The 14,409-nt window shown below is 64.8% G+C and carries 13 protein-coding genes; 3 read left to right on the forward strand and 10 right to left on the reverse strand.

The features are described from left to right. Nucleotides 1–2: 2 nt before the first annotated feature. Nucleotides 3–641: an MspA family porin gene (locus AC5Y5C_RS18870; protein WP_499975200.1), complete on the reverse strand. Its 639-nt coding sequence runs from the start codon at nucleotides 639–641 to the stop codon at nucleotides 3–5. A 294-nt stretch (nucleotides 642–935) separates the two neighbouring features. Between AC5Y5C_RS18870 and AC5Y5C_RS18875 the strand changes: the two genes are divergently transcribed. Then, nucleotides 936–1,541, forward strand: a complete 606-nt coding sequence (locus AC5Y5C_RS18875; protein ID WP_499975202.1) for an excalibur calcium-binding domain-containing protein — start codon at nucleotides 936–938, stop codon at nucleotides 1,539–1,541. A 21-nt stretch (nucleotides 1,542–1,562) separates the two neighbouring features. Here the strand turns inward: AC5Y5C_RS18875 and AC5Y5C_RS18880 are convergent, their stop codons facing one another. Further along, nucleotides 1,563–4,169, reverse strand: coding sequence for a bifunctional FO biosynthesis protein CofGH (locus AC5Y5C_RS18880; protein ID WP_499975205.1), 2,607 nt, complete (start codon nucleotides 4,167–4,169; stop codon nucleotides 1,563–1,565). Between the two features lie 117 nt (nucleotides 4,170–4,286). Between AC5Y5C_RS18880 and AC5Y5C_RS18885 the strand changes: the two genes are divergently transcribed. Continuing rightward, complete coding sequence (locus AC5Y5C_RS18885; RefSeq protein ID WP_499975207.1) at nucleotides 4,287–5,048, forward strand: O-methyltransferase; 762 nt, start codon at nucleotides 4,287–4,289, stop codon at nucleotides 5,046–5,048. 28 nt (nucleotides 5,049–5,076) lie between these two features. On the opposite strand, the gene AC5Y5C_RS18890 is transcribed toward AC5Y5C_RS18885, so the two are convergent. The 7 genes from AC5Y5C_RS18890 to typA form a co-directional block, all read right to left on the reverse strand. Then, nucleotides 5,077–5,412, reverse strand: a complete 336-nt coding sequence (locus AC5Y5C_RS18890; RefSeq protein ID WP_499975210.1) for a hypothetical protein — start codon at nucleotides 5,410–5,412, stop codon at nucleotides 5,077–5,079. A gap of 139 nt (nucleotides 5,413–5,551) precedes the next feature. Beyond that, nucleotides 5,552–6,373: an N-acetyl-1-D-myo-inositol-2-amino-2-deoxy-alpha-D-glucopyranoside deacetylase gene (gene mshB, locus AC5Y5C_RS18895; RefSeq protein ID WP_499976055.1), complete on the reverse strand. Its 822-nt coding sequence runs from the start codon at nucleotides 6,371–6,373 to the stop codon at nucleotides 5,552–5,554. A gap of 11 nt (nucleotides 6,374–6,384) precedes the next feature. Further along, nucleotides 6,385–8,178, reverse strand: a complete 1,794-nt coding sequence (locus tag AC5Y5C_RS18900) for an ABC transporter family substrate-binding protein (protein WP_499975211.1) — start codon at nucleotides 8,176–8,178, stop codon at nucleotides 6,385–6,387. Nucleotides 8,179–8,539: 361 nt separating this feature from the next. After that, nucleotides 8,540–9,319 (reverse strand): helix-turn-helix domain-containing protein, encoded by a 780-nt coding sequence (locus AC5Y5C_RS18905; RefSeq protein WP_499975213.1) that lies wholly within the window; start codon nucleotides 9,317–9,319, stop codon nucleotides 8,540–8,542. Between the two features lie 62 nt (nucleotides 9,320–9,381). Then, nucleotides 9,382–11,283, reverse strand: coding sequence for an alkyl/aryl-sulfatase (locus tag AC5Y5C_RS18910; RefSeq protein WP_499975215.1), 1,902 nt, complete (start codon nucleotides 11,281–11,283; stop codon nucleotides 9,382–9,384). Between the two features lie 95 nt (nucleotides 11,284–11,378). Beyond that, nucleotides 11,379–11,768 (reverse strand): nitroreductase/quinone reductase family protein, encoded by a 390-nt coding sequence (locus tag AC5Y5C_RS18915; RefSeq protein WP_499975217.1) that lies wholly within the window; start codon nucleotides 11,766–11,768, stop codon nucleotides 11,379–11,381. A gap of 54 nt (nucleotides 11,769–11,822) precedes the next feature. After that, nucleotides 11,823–13,727: a translational GTPase TypA gene (typA, locus tag AC5Y5C_RS18920; protein WP_499975218.1), complete on the reverse strand. Its 1,905-nt coding sequence runs from the start codon at nucleotides 13,725–13,727 to the stop codon at nucleotides 11,823–11,825. A gap of 128 nt (nucleotides 13,728–13,855) precedes the next feature. Between typA and AC5Y5C_RS18925 the strand changes: the two genes are divergently transcribed. Next, on the forward strand, nucleotides 13,856–14,023 hold the full coding sequence (locus AC5Y5C_RS18925) for a hypothetical protein (RefSeq protein WP_099051564.1): 168 nt from the start codon (nucleotides 13,856–13,858) through the stop codon (nucleotides 14,021–14,023). Here AC5Y5C_RS18925 and AC5Y5C_RS18930 read toward each other — a convergent pair. Next, nucleotides 14,000–14,401, reverse strand: coding sequence for a (deoxy)nucleoside triphosphate pyrophosphohydrolase (locus tag AC5Y5C_RS18930; protein WP_499975221.1), 402 nt, complete (start codon nucleotides 14,399–14,401; stop codon nucleotides 14,000–14,002). The two genes, AC5Y5C_RS18925 and AC5Y5C_RS18930, sit on opposite strands and share 24 nt — an antisense overlap. Between the last annotated feature and the right edge of the window lie 8 nt (nucleotides 14,402–14,409).

Below are 14,409 nucleotides of genomic sequence, written 5' to 3' on the forward strand. Positions count from 1 at the left end.
CATCAGATCTTGATCGGATCGCCGTAGATCGCGAACTCGGTGTGGCCGGTCTCGGTCGATGCGCGCAACGACGCGAACGAACGGATCGTCACGTCGCCACCACACGCGTCGGCCTTCACATGCACGTTGTCCAAGTCCAGCGCGCCCGTACCACCGTGGGAGAGCACCATATTGGCCATCGGCAGGTTGACGATGACGCCCGGCTGCACCACGGTCTGCACGAATCCGCTGACTCCCGCACTACCTCCGACCCCTAACGACGGTGTTGGCGCCACACCGAGGCTTACCGATGGTGCGATACCTGCCGACCCGCCGAGCTGCAAACCCGAGGACACATCAGACTGGCAACCCAGTTGATATCCGATGACGAAGAGGCTGTCGGTGATGGGGTTAGTGCCGCCGGTCGCGGTCGCGGTGCCTGAGAGGGTGATGAATGCCTCGCGCGAGTTGGTTGCCGACGCCAGATTGGGCACCGCGTTGACGCGTTCGTTCTCGAGCCGGATCTGCAGCTGCCAGCCGTCCCGAGTTGTCCGCGAATACGACTGCGGCGCCATCTCTCTCGGCTCTGCGGTAGCCGGGACGGCTGCCAGGAGCCCAAGCATGGCAACGATCAAACTTGTCGCTACGAGTCGGGCAATCACGCACATCACGATGCCCAAACCGAACACCGGAGTTAACCCAACGCGATCCAGTCAGTCAGGTGCGGACAGAGACCGTCAACTTACCGGTGCCCGTCGCAGTCGCGGCGCGAGTGCAGGCGAGTCCAACGGCCGCTGTCCCGCGGCACACCGAATCTCGTCGAGCTCGGCAGGGCCTTCGCCGATCCGTTCAGTCAGGGTGCGAACAGAGTGTCAAAGTCTTTCTCACGATTTGCCTCCGCGTAGCTCGACATCAGTACAAGATCAAGATCACGTTGCCCCTCAGGAAGGCCCACAGTGCGGACTAAGGTTCTGTATTTCGCTGTCACCGCATTGGTCAGCGGCCCATCACTTGGTCTCGTCTGTGCTCCCCTCACGCAGGCGTATCCCAATTGCGCCGCAGCACGAGCGGCGGGAGCTGCACCCTTGTACCGAGGCCAGCCTGGATACAGTTCGAAGCTCGATCGTGATGGTGACGGCGTCGCATGCGAGACCGGTTCATCCGGATACTCACCCGGCCAGTCCGTCCCCGCTCCAGCGCTCCCCTCGATGCAAGTGCCACAACCAGTTTCGACGCCGACACCCACGCCGGGATTGGTGTCGGGCGGCGGCAGTGGAGGGAACTACGAGACCGTCGTCACCTGGACCGGTACGGAGTGCATAGACATCACCGCACCGGATTCGTCGCCCGCAGGAGTACTCAGCACGGCTAATCACTGCGGCGGTACCGCAAGATTTACTCAGGTGGCCAGCGGGGGTCAAATGGTTGGGGCGGACCCGATTATGGGAACGGCTGAGTCAGTCACGTGCGAGATTCTGGTCGGACGCCTTCGCGATTCGGGCACGCGAGGCGATGGCCAGGATGTCAACTGCCTCGTCCGAGCGGCCTCCCTCGAGGCGTAGCCAAGGTCTATGCGGCGGAGTCTATGCGGCGGACGGCCTGCGCGAGTAGGTGGTGGTGCGTTCCACCGCGGGCCGTCCGATGCCGTCGGCGATCTCTTCCAGCTCGGCAATGGTCTTGGCGGAGCCGTGTTCGGAGCCGGCCATCCGGGAGATGGTCTCCTCCATGAGAGTGCCACCGAGATCGTTGGCGCCGCCTTCGAGCATCGCGCGCGTGCCGTCGATACCGAGCTTGACCCAGCTGGTCTGGATGTTGTCGATACGCCCGTGCAGCATGATGCGTGCCAGCGCGTGCACCGCACGGTTGTCCCGGTTGGTGGGCCCGGGCCGCGCGGCACCCGCCAGGTACAACGGGGCGCTCTGATGCACAAATGGCAGCGGCACGAACTCGGTGAACCCGCCTGTGCGGTCCTGGATTCCGGTGAGGACCCGCAGATGCGCCACCCAGTGCTTGGGAGTATCCACGTGCCCGTACATCATGGTTGAGCTGGAGCGCAGCCCCACCTCATGTGCGGTGCTGATGACATCGATCCATTCGGACGCCGGCAGCTTGCCCTTGGTGAGCACCCACCGAATCTCGTCGTCGAGGATCTCGGCAGCAGTGCCCGGGATGGTGTCCAGTCCCGCGGCACGCAGTTCGGTCAACCATTCGCGGACACTCTGGCCGCCCTTGGAGGCACCGTTGACGATCTCCATGGGGCTGAAGGCGTGCACGTGCATGCTGGGCACCCGCTTCTTGACCGCGCGCACCAGATCGGCGTACCCGGTGGCGGGTAGCTCCGGGTCGATACCACCCTGCATGCAAACCTCGGTGGCACCGGCGACATACGCCTCCCAGGCGCGGTCTCCCACCTCGTCGGCCGACAGCGAGAAGGCATCGGCATCGCCCTTGCGCTGGGCAAAGGCGCAGAAGCGGCAGCCCGTGTAGCAGATATTAGTGAAGTTGATGTTCCGGTTCACCACATACGTGACGTCATCGCCGACCACATCTGCGCGGATCGAATCAGCCAGTGCGGCAAGGGCCTCCATAGCCGGCCCCTCCGCAGTCGCCAGCGCTAGATACTCATCGTCGCTGCATCCTGCCGGATCACGCTCGGCAGAGCGTAGAGCCGCCAGCACATCGGCGCTCACCTTCTCCGGAGCCCGCGCGTTCAGTTCACGAACGTGTTCGCGAATGGACTCCCAATCACCGAAGGCGCTCGCCAGATCACTACGGGTGTCGGTGTTGCGGCCCTCCGAGTCGATCGCCGCGTGCAGATCTACCCGGCCCGTCGACTCCCACGTCTCGTCGGGCTCCTGCCAGGGCGATCCAGTAGGCGAAACATCCAGGGCAAAACCGGTTTCCGGGTCGGCCAGGGCCTCCACATGCCCACGAACCCGAGGGTCGATCCATGCCGATCCGGCCTGCACATATTGCGGTTGCGCCGTGAGGCGTTGCACCAGGTCGTATCCGGCCTCAGCCGTCACCGACGCCAAATCGTCCACATTGGGCCACGGCCGCTCGGGGTTCACATGATCGGGGGTCAGCGGCGACACCCCGCCCCAGTCGTCCACCCCAGCGCCGATCAGCGCCAAGCACTCGCTGCGGGACACCAAATTTGGCGGCGCCTGCACCCGCATCTTGGGACCAAGCACCAGACGCGTCACCGCGATCGTGGCCAAGAAATCATCGATTTCGGCGTCCGGCGCCGCCTGCATGGCGGTATCCGACTTAGCGCGGAAGTTCTGCACGATTACTTCCTGTACATGCCCGAATTCCTTGTGCACCTTGCGGATCGCGTGAATGGTCTCGGCACGCTCGGTGAGATCCTCGCCGATCCCCACCAACAGACCCGTGGTGAACGGAATCGACAACCGGCCTGCATCGGTCAATGTCCGCAGCCGCACGGCAGGGTCTTTGTCGGGGCTGCCGTAGTGCGCCTCACCGCGCTTCTCGAACAACCGTCGCGACGTGGTTTCCAGCATCATGCCCATCGACGGCGCCACCGGCTTGAGCCGCGCCAGCTCGGCCCAGCTCATCACTCCGGGATTCAGATGCGGTAGCAGACCCGTCTCCTCCAAGACCCGGATCGCCATAGCCCGCACATAGTCCAGCGTGGTGTCGTAGCCGCGCTCATCGAGCCACTGCTTGGCCTCCGGCCAGCGGTCCTCGGGCCGGTCGCCCAGCGTGAACAAGGCCTCTTTGCAACCCAATTCGGCACCACGACGGGCAATGTCCAAAATCTCGTCGGGCTCCAGATACATGCCCTGGCCCTGTGCCCGCAGCTTGCCCGGAACCATCACAAACGTGCAGTAGTGGCACTTGTCGCGGCACAGATGAGTGACCGGGATGAAGACCTTGCGCGAATAGGAGATGGGCAAACGCCCGCCCGCACCGAGCCGCCCGGCGGACTCCAGCCCCGCATCACGCACCCGCGCGGCACTTGCCATCAAATCGGCCAGATCCTCCCCACGCGCGGTCAGCGCGAGCGCTGCCTCGTCGACGTTCAACGTCACCCCGTCGCGCGCACGGCGCAATACCCGCCGCAGCGCCGGTGATGAGCCACCCGCACGACGGGCATCCGACACGGACGATGCCGCTTTCGGCGCGGGAAAAGCGGGATTCGGCAGCGGCGTTAAGTCGTCGGGCACGTTTGTACAACCGTCGGTCACCCTCAGATCATCCGCCCGTTCCAAAACCCTGACCACTCGGGGGTTCACCAACGGGGCCACGCTGCGGAAACACCCGGGATCGCTAGGCTGATCTCCGTGAGTCTTACGAGAACCCTCAAGCAGAAACTTCCGTTTCTGCGGTATTCGTTTCTGCGTGCGCTGTTCGGCGGTTTGAACATCATGCGTACAGGTCAGATGGGCGATGGCCGCGAAGAGGCCACCGCCGAGTACGTCATCGCGACCGCCCCGGCCGGCGATGTCGACGCCGCGATCGATGCCATCGACAATTTCGCGTACGACCAATCGATCCTGATGAACGTCGGCGACGAGAAGGGCCAACTGCTCGATGCCGCCGTCACACGTGCCAACCCCAAGATCGCCTTGGAGCTGGGTGCCTACTGCGGGTACAGCGGTCTACGGATCGCGCGTGCGGCTCCCGGCGCCAAGTTCTTCTCCATCGAGAAGTCGGGGGCCAACGCCTCCGTGGCACGGCGGGTGTGGGCACACGCCGGGCTATCGGATCGCACCACCTGCCTCACCGGCACGGTCGATGACGGCACCACCCTGGACACACTGACCAAGGACTACGGATTCACCGACGGATGTCTGGACTTCGTGTTCATCGACCACTGGAAGGACGTGTACCTCGACGACCTGCAGCGGCTGATGGACCGGGGCTGGCTGCACCCGGGCACGATCGTCGTCGCCGATAACGTCGGATTCCCCGGCTCCCCTAAGTACCGCGCGTACATGAAGGAGCAGCAGGGCAAGCTCTGGCAGACGATCGAGCACGAGACCCATGTCGAGTACCAGACCTTGGTCAAGGACCTGGTTCTCGAGTCGGAGTACTTGGGATGAGCGCCTGCGCGAAGACCGTCGGCCTGGGTTAGTCGTTCGCCCGGCGCAAGACATACGCCGCGGGCAGCACGCCACACGCCATCAACAGCACGGGCCACAGCCCGGCGAAGACCACATCGCCGCCGGGCCCCCCGAACAAGAGCACCGTTGTGGTCGCCACGAATGCCCACAGCGGTGCACCCGCCCATCGCGACGACGGCACCCACTGCACGGCGCACCACACCAGCACCACGTTGAGGACGGCGCTGATGATCACACCGAGTGGAATGAGAACCCCGCCGAAGCGTGCGTTGAGCAGGGCAGCGCCGAGGATCGCGCTGATGATGCCGTCGACAATGAGCGCGGTCAACACGAACGCGCGCATGAAAATGTTCAGGCGTCTAGATCGGGACGGAGTCGAGCTGGGCCACGAGTGAGCCGACAACCCATTGGAAGTTGTCCAGCCGGTCCTGCCAGTGCTGCTGGTTGGGATCCTGGTCTTGATCGGGTGGCATGAATCGAGCTTACAACTCCACCCCAGCGAACAGATCGGATTCCCATCCGGTGTCGACGCCGGGCACACCTCGCACCAGGACGAAATGCTCGGTGTCTGCGATGGGCAGCGCAATCATGTTCGACAGCGCTAGCGAGGTCCCGTCCTCGGAGACCGTGAGCTGGGTGGCGTGCGCACGGAGCGCTGCCGCCTTGGCGCCGCGGTAGGCCGACACGTCGATGGCGGCGCTGATCTGCTCATCGGCATAGGTGGGTATGAGATCGATGGGTGCCGGTTGACATCCCGGAGGAAGCTGCGCCATGGCGGCGAGCCCCGCGTCCAGTGCGCTGGTAGCGATGACGGTCCAGTACAGCTTGGCCACCTTCCAGCTGGCCTTCTCCACGGCCGCGGTGGTCACCGTGTGTGCCTGGATGTGATCGGGATGCCCGTATCCCCCGAAGGGGTCATAGGTGACGATGACATGCGGTCGATGTTCGTCGATCAGTTCGGCCAACACCGCCGCCGCCTCGTCCACCTCGGCGCCCGCGAACGCCCGCGGATGCAGCGGCCCCGTGTCGGCCATGCCGGAGTCACGCCAGTGCCCCGCACCGCCGAGGAAGGTGGGCCGGCCTATACCGAGGTGTCTTAGCGCGCTGGACAATTCGGCGATCCGGTATCCGCCGAGCTGATCGGCGTGATCAACGGCCAGCTGTTCCCAGCGATCGCCGATCACCTCGCCTTCCTCCCCGAGCGTGCAGGTGACAACCCGCACGTCGGCACCTTCGGCGGCATACCGCGCGATGGTTCCTCCGGTCGTGAGAGATTCATCGTCGGGGTGAGCGTGGACCAGCATGAGTCGTCGGGTCATGGGCGTGTCTTCTTCCACTCTCCTGCCGTGGCGACGATTCCCACCGGCACCGCACCGGCCAGCTCGACGTTCCGGACACTGGGTCCGGCCGCGGCAATGGTGGTGTCCTGCATGATCGGCAAAACCGTTGCCATTTTCCATAATTGAGGCTCGGCCTGATCGACGACCTTGCCCACATCGGCCTGCCCGGTCAGCGCGGCATCGATGCTGGCCTGCAATCCCTCGTCGCACAACCCGGTCAGATTGCTCGGGGCACGGACGGATTCTTCCCTGGACGGCGGGGACGGCGTATTGCTCGCCGGCGGCGGAGGGGGTGTAGTGGTGCGGGTATCGGGCACCTTGCCCGCCTGCAGTGCCGGACAGCCATATCGGGAGGCCAGCACGGTGGCCAAGTCGCCCCCTGACTGATGCCAGCCGACGATGGCGTCGACACGACCATCGGGTATCGCCTGGCCATACAGCGTCGGCGGATCGAGTGCGGCGACGGTGGCCCGCACCCCCGCATTGCGCAGTTGGTCGGCAGCCGTGTTGGCGACGGCGACTGAAGTCGGATCGTTGGAGGCGGCGCCGATCACCAGACTCAGCGGCTCGCCGTCCTTGGTGATCTGCGGCGGACCCGCCGGAGCACCGGGCGCCGGGGCGACCTCAACGGCCTCATATCCCGCCTCCGTGAGTAACGCGAGGGCTGCCTCACGGGTGAGAGCGGTGGGTGCGGTGGGCTTATACCCGGGATCGGAGGGAGAACGTACCTGCGCAGCCGCCAGGGTGACGGCGTTGTCGTTGCCCGCGGCGACCGCGGCCAGCAGCCCGACATCGAGCAGTCCGAGCAGGCCACGGCGCACCTTGGAATCGGTGAGCGTCGGCTGCCCGGCGCGCAGCGTCAGCTGCAGAGTGCGCGGTGCGACGATGCGCGCGGTGCGCACCCCCGGGATGTTGGACAGCTGAGCGAAGGTCACCGCGCTGCCGTGCACCTGGGCCACTTGGGTGTCCCCATTGCGGATGGAGTCCGCCAGCACAGTGGGAACGCCCGCACGACGGAACAGGATCTCGTCGGGAACCGCGGGTGTCGCCCAGTACCGGTCGTTGCGCGCCAGCAGGATCTCGTCACGCTGGGGGTCGATCGCGTCAACCCGGAAACGCCCCCCGGAGGCGGGCATCGACTTGATCAGGCCGGAGGCGAACCCGCCCGGGATGTCCTTCACGATGTGCGCGGGCAGCAGGTCGGTGAACAGCTCGCGCCACGCCGGGTATTTGTGATCGAACGTCACGACCACGCGTTTACCGCCATCACGCGACTGCACATCGGTGATGTTTCCGTAGCCCGCCGGGTCGACCGTCCCGGGCTGAATGAGCATCTGTTGCCACAGGTACGAGAAGTCGTCGGCGCCGATGGGTGCGTTATCGGTCCACTGCGCCTCGGGACGGATCGTGTAGGTGACGGTGAAGGGTTCCTGACTGGTCTCCTCGGCGGATACCAGCAGGGTCGGGTCCAGCTCCCAGCGTGAGCCGGTGGTGGTCGTCGAGTCGGGTATCGGCCGAAACGCGCTGGGCAGCACCAGCGAGCTGATCGCGGAGTTCACCGGCGACTGATCGGACAGCAGGTGCGGGTTGAAGCCCGCACCGATCGAGTCGATACCGACCACGATCTGCTCTTTCCTGGGCGGTGGTGGCGTCGTAGAGCTGGTTGTCTCGCTGCCCTGCACGGCCGGGGGCGCGCTGACGGAGCACCCGGCTAGGAGCACCACACCAAGCATTGCGCACAGCCGAAGGCGCGGGATCTCGGTAGGCATGAGGACCAACCTTATCGCTGGGGTGCTGTGAGGCGACTAACCGTCCGATGAGGAACTGTCGGACGGAGCCGTGGGGCTGGCTGCGCCGGGAGAATCCGGGGGCCTTGGAACCGCAGAGAGTATCGCGAGGCACACGGGCAATACTCTGACGAGGACAACGCGAGACTGTCACGTCGCCAACTCGATTCCCCCTCCACCGCGGCATCTCCCCACGACGGCGCCGGGCAAGCTCTGGCACTCGGCGAGCCGAGACCAGAACCCGCCCGACCCCCGCGATCACGTCCCCCGTGACCACGTCCGGACACTGTAGGCCGGAGGCCGATCACGCTGCCTTCGAAATCCTTCGCCCCTTGCGAAATGGTTACAGACCGCTGCGGTACGCGGTCGGCGTCATGCCGATCCGAGCTTTGAAGGTCGTTGCGAAATGGCTGGGATTCGAAAAGCCAACGGCAACACTGATATCAGTGATCGACAACGAGGTAGCAGCGAGCAGCTTCTTGGCGCGATCCATCCGTCGACTCAACACGAACTGGTACGGCGTCTGGCGAAATTCCTCCACGAACGCCCTTCGGAATTGGCTCGCCGACATCTCGGTGCGCTCGGCCAACGCCGACAAGCTGATGTCGGCGTCCAGGCCGTCTTCGATGTATTCGATCAGCCGAACTTGAGTTGCCGAGTCCAGCACCCTGCGGGGTTCCCGGTGTTGCCGAAGCTGCGCGTAATGGTCACTGAGGTGCAGCTGCATGACATTGATCAAGGATTCCCGCAGCAATCGGGCCACCACGTCACCCCGATCGGCAATGCTGTGGATCCGCGATGCCAGCTGAAACATCAGCGGGTCCGAATAGGCGACCCGAGGTTGCAGGTCTCGCTGATCGAGCAATCTCAGGGGAACATCGAACCGGCAGAACGAGGCATGCTCTCCCTGTGTGGTGATGGCCACCGGTCGCCCGGCGGGGACGACCAGGACATCACCGATCTTCGGTAGATAACGCCGGGAAAGTCCTCCGCCGAAATCCAGTTCCTTAGTACGAATCTGCCCACCTTGGTACACGGCAACCACGTGATGGGGTTCATCGAAATACCATTCCGTCGGCTCCGCGATGGGCTCGCTGACAAACGTCACCTGAAGCTCACCCACGGGCGCACTCTCCGAAAGACATGATCATCCGACCTTATCGGCAAACACCTACACTGCCAGGCCTACGGCGTCACCATGGCAAAGTTGGGATCGGGCTGATCAAGCACCGCCACCAGCCGCGCGAGCCCGCTGACGTCGCCTTCGACGCTGATATCGCCGGAGGCGAAGGCCTGGGCCGGATCGCCGCCGCCGAGCAGCACCGCGATCAGGGTGGGCCGGGTAAGAGTGAAGGTGACGTCGGCGGACGGTAGCGATGCCCCGGACGGCCGGGGGTAGTGCACCAGCACACCGTTACGCAGTTCGAGGCGGTCGACCCGATCCTCGTCGGTGAAGTGCCAATCGCTGACGAACCGTTCGTTCCACGCCTTGGGGCCGTTGACCCGCAGCGCCAGCGCATCGAAGACCTGGTCGATGGTCAGCGCCGCGAGCATGGTCGGCGAATCGGTTGCGATCGGCGTTCCGACACTGCCGTGCCGCAATTCATGGGCACCCATCAGGTAGAAATTGCGCCAGGTCGCGTTTTCCGCACCATATCCGAGTTGTTCGAAACAGCTGGCCTGCAAGTCTTTTGCCGCGTCATTCGTGGGGTCGGCGAAGATCACATAGTTGACCACCTGCGCCACCCAACGGTAGTCGCCGTCGTCGAATGCCTTGCGCGCCTTGCGCAGCACTTCCTGCGCACCGCCCATGAACTCCACGTGCCGCTGCGCGCCGGCCACCGGCGGGTGTTCCCACAGGTGCGCCGGATTGCCGTCGAACCAGCCCATGTAACGCTGGTAGATGGCCTTGACATTGTGGCTGACCGAGCCGTAGTAGCCGCGCGCGTGCCACGCGTTCGCGACGGCGGGCGGTAGCTGCATGGTCTCGGCGATCTCCGAACCCACGTGCCCCTGGTTCAGTTGCCGAAGGGTCTGGTCATGCAGGTAGGCGTACAGATCACGTTGCAAAGACAGGTATTCCACCAGCCTGTCGGTGCCCCAGGTCGGCCAGTGGTGCGACGCGAACACCACATCGGAGTCATACCCGAACAGGTTGATGGCCTCGGTGATGTACCGCGACCACACATGCGGATCACGGACGAGCGCTCCGCGCAGGGTCAGCAGGTTGTGCAAGGTATGCGTGGCGTTCTCGGCCATGCATAGTGCACGGTGCTGCGGGAAGTAGAAATTCATCTCCGCCGGGGCCTCCGTGCCCGGGGTGAGCTGGAAGACCATGCGAACTCCGTCGACGGTCTCCTCCTGGCCACTGTGGGTGACGTCCAGCGTCGGCGCAACAAGGGTCACGGTGCCGATCGAATTAGTTTGTCCCAGACCCGCTCCCACCTGCCCGAGCGGCCCCCTGGGTAGCACCGCGCCGTACATGTAGACCGCGCGGCGAGTCATCGCGGTGCCGGCGTAGACGTTCTCGGCGACGGCATGCTCCAGAAAGCCTGCGGGCGCGATGACGGGACAGCGCCCCGCCGCCACTTCCTCATTCGTAATGACCCCGAGTGCACCGCCGAAGTGGTCGACATGCGAATGGGTGTAAATCAGTCCGGTGACCGGACGGTCGCCGCGGTGGCGACGGTAGAGCGCGAGCCCAGCCGCAGCGGTTTCAGCAGAGATCAACGGATCGATGACGATAACGCCCGCTTCACCCTCAATGAGGGTCATGTTCGACATGTCGAGCCCACGGATCTGGTAGATGCCCTCGGTGACTTCGAACAGCCCCTGCCTGATCAGCAGACCGCATTGCCGCCACAGGCTTGGATGCACCGATGACGGGCAACTTCCCCGCAGGAAGGCGTAGGAGTCGTTGTCCCACACGATTTTTCCTGAGGCGTCCTTGACCACCCCCGGTTTAAGCGCGGCGATGAATCCTCGATCGGCGTCTTCTTGGTCCACCGCGTTGGCGAAGGGAAGCTCCCGCTCCGCCGCAGCGTTTTGTTGGATGATGCGGAACGAGGGCGGGGTTTGATCCGGCATATCGCGATGGTACCGATCGGCCCGGGATCGACGATAGTGAAAGCTGTTATCTCTCAGAAGACTTCAGCAAACCGAGGGAACGTCTGTTACCACAATCAGTCCAGATCCACTCGGATGGTCAGCAATTCGGTACCCACCGCACGGACCACCGCGCTGTTGGCTGTCGGCAGCTGCTGCAGCCTTGCCCGGGCATCGTCCTCGGGCAGCAGGTGCGCCGTACCGGTGCGCCACTGGTCGCGGATGCGTAGCCGCACCGCAGGGTTCGCTTTGATATTGCGCACGTAGTCGGAGTGCTCGCCGTGCTCGGAGACCAGCCAGAACTGGTTGCCGACGAGCCGGCCGCCTATCGCGGTGTGGCGCGGCTGCCCCGACGTGCGCCCCGTGGTTTCCAGCATCACGACCGGCAGCCGTCGTCCCACCGGATTGACGAGGTACCGCTGCGCACCGCGCACCACCCACCGCTTGACGGAGTTGAAATCAGCCACGCCATGCAGTGTGCTCCGATTTCGCCGGGCGTGCGAGGGCGGGCCGGCCAAAACCTAGCTGTTGTTGGCGGCTGCCTTCGCGCGCGAGCGATTGCGTGCACGGGTGTTGGCATCCAGGTCGACCTTGCGTACGCGCACGATTTCCGGTGTCACCTCGACACATTCGTCGCCCGCGCAGAACTCCATCGCCTTCTCGAGGTCGAGTTCCATCGGCCTGGCGAGAGTCTCGAAGACGTCGGCCGTCGCGGAGCGCATGTTGGTCAGCTTCTTCTCACGGGTGACGTTGACGTCAAGGTCCTCGGCCCGCGGGTTGATCCCGACAACCTGGCCCTCATAGGTTGCGTCGCCCGGCTCCACGAAGAACTGCCCGCGATCGGACAGCTGGGTCATCGCGAACGGAGTAACGGTGCCGGTGCGGTCGGACACGAGCGATCCGGTGTGCCGTGCGCGGATCTCGCCGGCCCAGGGGCGGTAGCCCTCGAAGACGGCGTTCGCAATGCCGGTGCCCCGGGTCAGCGTCAGGAAGTCGGTGCGGAATCCGATGAGGCCACGCGAGGGCACGATGAAGTCCATGCGGACCCATCCCGCGGCGTGGTTGGCCATCTCCTCCATGCGGCCCTTGCGGGCAGCCATCAGCTGGGTGACTGCCCCGACGAACTCCTCGGGACAGTCGATGGTCATGGCTTCGAACGGCTCGTGCAGCTTGCCGTCGATCTGCCGGGTGACCACCTGAGGCTTTCCGACGGTCAGTTCGAAGCCCTCACGGCGCATCTGCTCGACGAGGATGGCCAGCGCCAGCTCGCCACGGCCCTGCACCTCCCAGGCGTCCGGACGGCCGATATCGACGACCTTGATCGACACGTTGCCGACGAGCTCTGAATCCAGCCGCGACTTGACCATGCGTGCAGTCAGCTTGTGTCCCGACACCTTGCCCGCCAGCGGCGAGCTGTTGGTGCCGATGGTCACCGAGATAGCGGGCTCGTCGACGGTGATCCGTGGCAGCGCGTGGGCGTGCTCGGGATCGGCCAGCGTGTCGCCGATCATGATCTCGGCCATCCCGGCGACGGCGACGATGTCGCCGGCGACTGCTTCCTCGGTGGGGCTGCGGTCGACACCCTCGGTGGCGAGCAGCTCGGTGATCTTCGAGTTGGTGATGACGGGGTGGCCGTCCACTTCGCGCATCCACGCGATCTGCTGCCCCTTGCGGATCCGCCCGTTGTAGATGCGGATCAGCGCGAGCCGGCCCAAGAACGCAGATGCGTCAAGGTTGGTGACCAACGCCTGCAAGGGGGCCTCGGCGTCACCCTTGGGCGGCGGGATGTGCTCAAGCAGGACGTCGAAGAGCGGGTCGAGGTTGTCGCCCTCGGGAATCTCGCCGTTGGCAGGCTCGACGGTGCTGGCCACACCGGCGCGACCCGAGGCGTACAGCGTAGGCAGCCCAAGCGCGTCCTCGGCAGCCTTCTGCGCCTCCTCGTCCAGGTCCGAGGCGACGTCGAGCAGCAGGTCGTGGCTGTCGGAGACCACCTCGGCGATGCGGGCATCGGGCCGGTCGGTCTTGTTGACCACGAGGATCACCGGCAGGTGCGCGCCGAGCGCCTTGCGCAGCACGAAACGGGTCTGCGGCAGCGGCCCCTCGGAGGCGTCGACCAGCAGCAGCACTCCGTCGACCATCGACAGACCGCGCTCCACCTCGCCGCCGAAGTCGGCGTGGCCGGGAGTGTCGATGACGTTGATGACCGTCATCGAGCCATCCGCATGGTGCCGGTGCACCGCGGTGTTCTTGGCCAGGATGGTGATGCCCTTTTCCTTCTCCAGATCACCGGAGTCCATCAGGCGCTCGACAGCGTCATCACCTCGGTGCGTGAGCGCACCCGATTGCTTGAGCATCGCGTCGACCAGGGTTGTCTTACCGTGGTCGACGTGCGCAACAATGGCTACGTTCCGGAAACTATGGGTCACGTCTGCCAATTCTGGCAGTGAAACCCCCAGTTCACGAAACTGGCGTTATCACGTGTGACGCCCGACATAGCCCAAACACAGCCCAAACACAGCCCCAGAGACATTCAAGACCCAGAAGTAGGACCCCAGTGAAGGCCAGCAAGGTCGCACGGCTCAAGCCCAAGAAGAAGTGTTGTAAGAGCAAACCACGCTGCATGAAGTGCCCACTTGTCGTGCACAAGATGCAGAAGGCCGAGCAGCACGGACTCTCCGAGAAGGAGCTGAAAAAGCTGCTACACCGGGCGCGCGCCCACTAGCGCCGCCCGCAACGCAGGAATCCATCCCCCGTCCGCGGCGACCCATTCCACCGTGTCGAGTTCCTCGGCGGTCACCCAGCGCAAGGCCAAATGCTCATGCGGATGAGGGGTGCCTGGAAGATCCGGGTCTAGCCGCGCGCGGTAGGCACGCAGCACCAGGTTCCCGACGACGACATCCTCCCCAAGCCTGCAATCGACGGCGACCTCGATCCCGAGTTCCTCGCGCAGCTCCCGCGCGAGCGCTTGCGGCTCCGATTCGCCCTCGACGACCTTGCCTCCCGGGAGCTCCCACTGTCCGGCGAGCTCGACAGGTTTGGCGCGCTGCGCAATGAGCAGCCTGTCCCCCTCGATCACCGCGCCCGCGACCACTATCGCCATGGTGGTCG

The sequence above is a fragment of the Mycobacterium sp. NGS15 genome, from assembly GCF_059813245.1.

Coding starts and splice junctions, on each gene's coding strand:
- AC5Y5C_RS18890 (WP_499975210.1), bottom strand. CDS start 5,412: ATGCGCGCGTTCGTGTTGACCGCGCTCATTGTCGACGGCATCATCAGC.
- mshB (WP_499976055.1), bottom strand. CDS start 6,373: ATGCTGGTCCACGCTCACCCCGACGATGAATCTCTCACGACCGGAGGA.
- AC5Y5C_RS18900 (WP_499975211.1), bottom strand. CDS start 8,178: ATGCCTACCGAGATCCCGCGCCTTCGGCTGTGCGCAATGCTTGGTGTG.
- AC5Y5C_RS18910 (WP_499975215.1), bottom strand. CDS start 11,283: ATGCCGGATCAAACCCCGCCCTCGTTCCGCATCATCCAACAAAACGCT.
- AC5Y5C_RS18930 (WP_499975221.1), bottom strand. CDS start 14,401: ATGGCGATAGTGGTCGCGGGCGCGGTGATCGAGGGGGACAGGCTGCTC.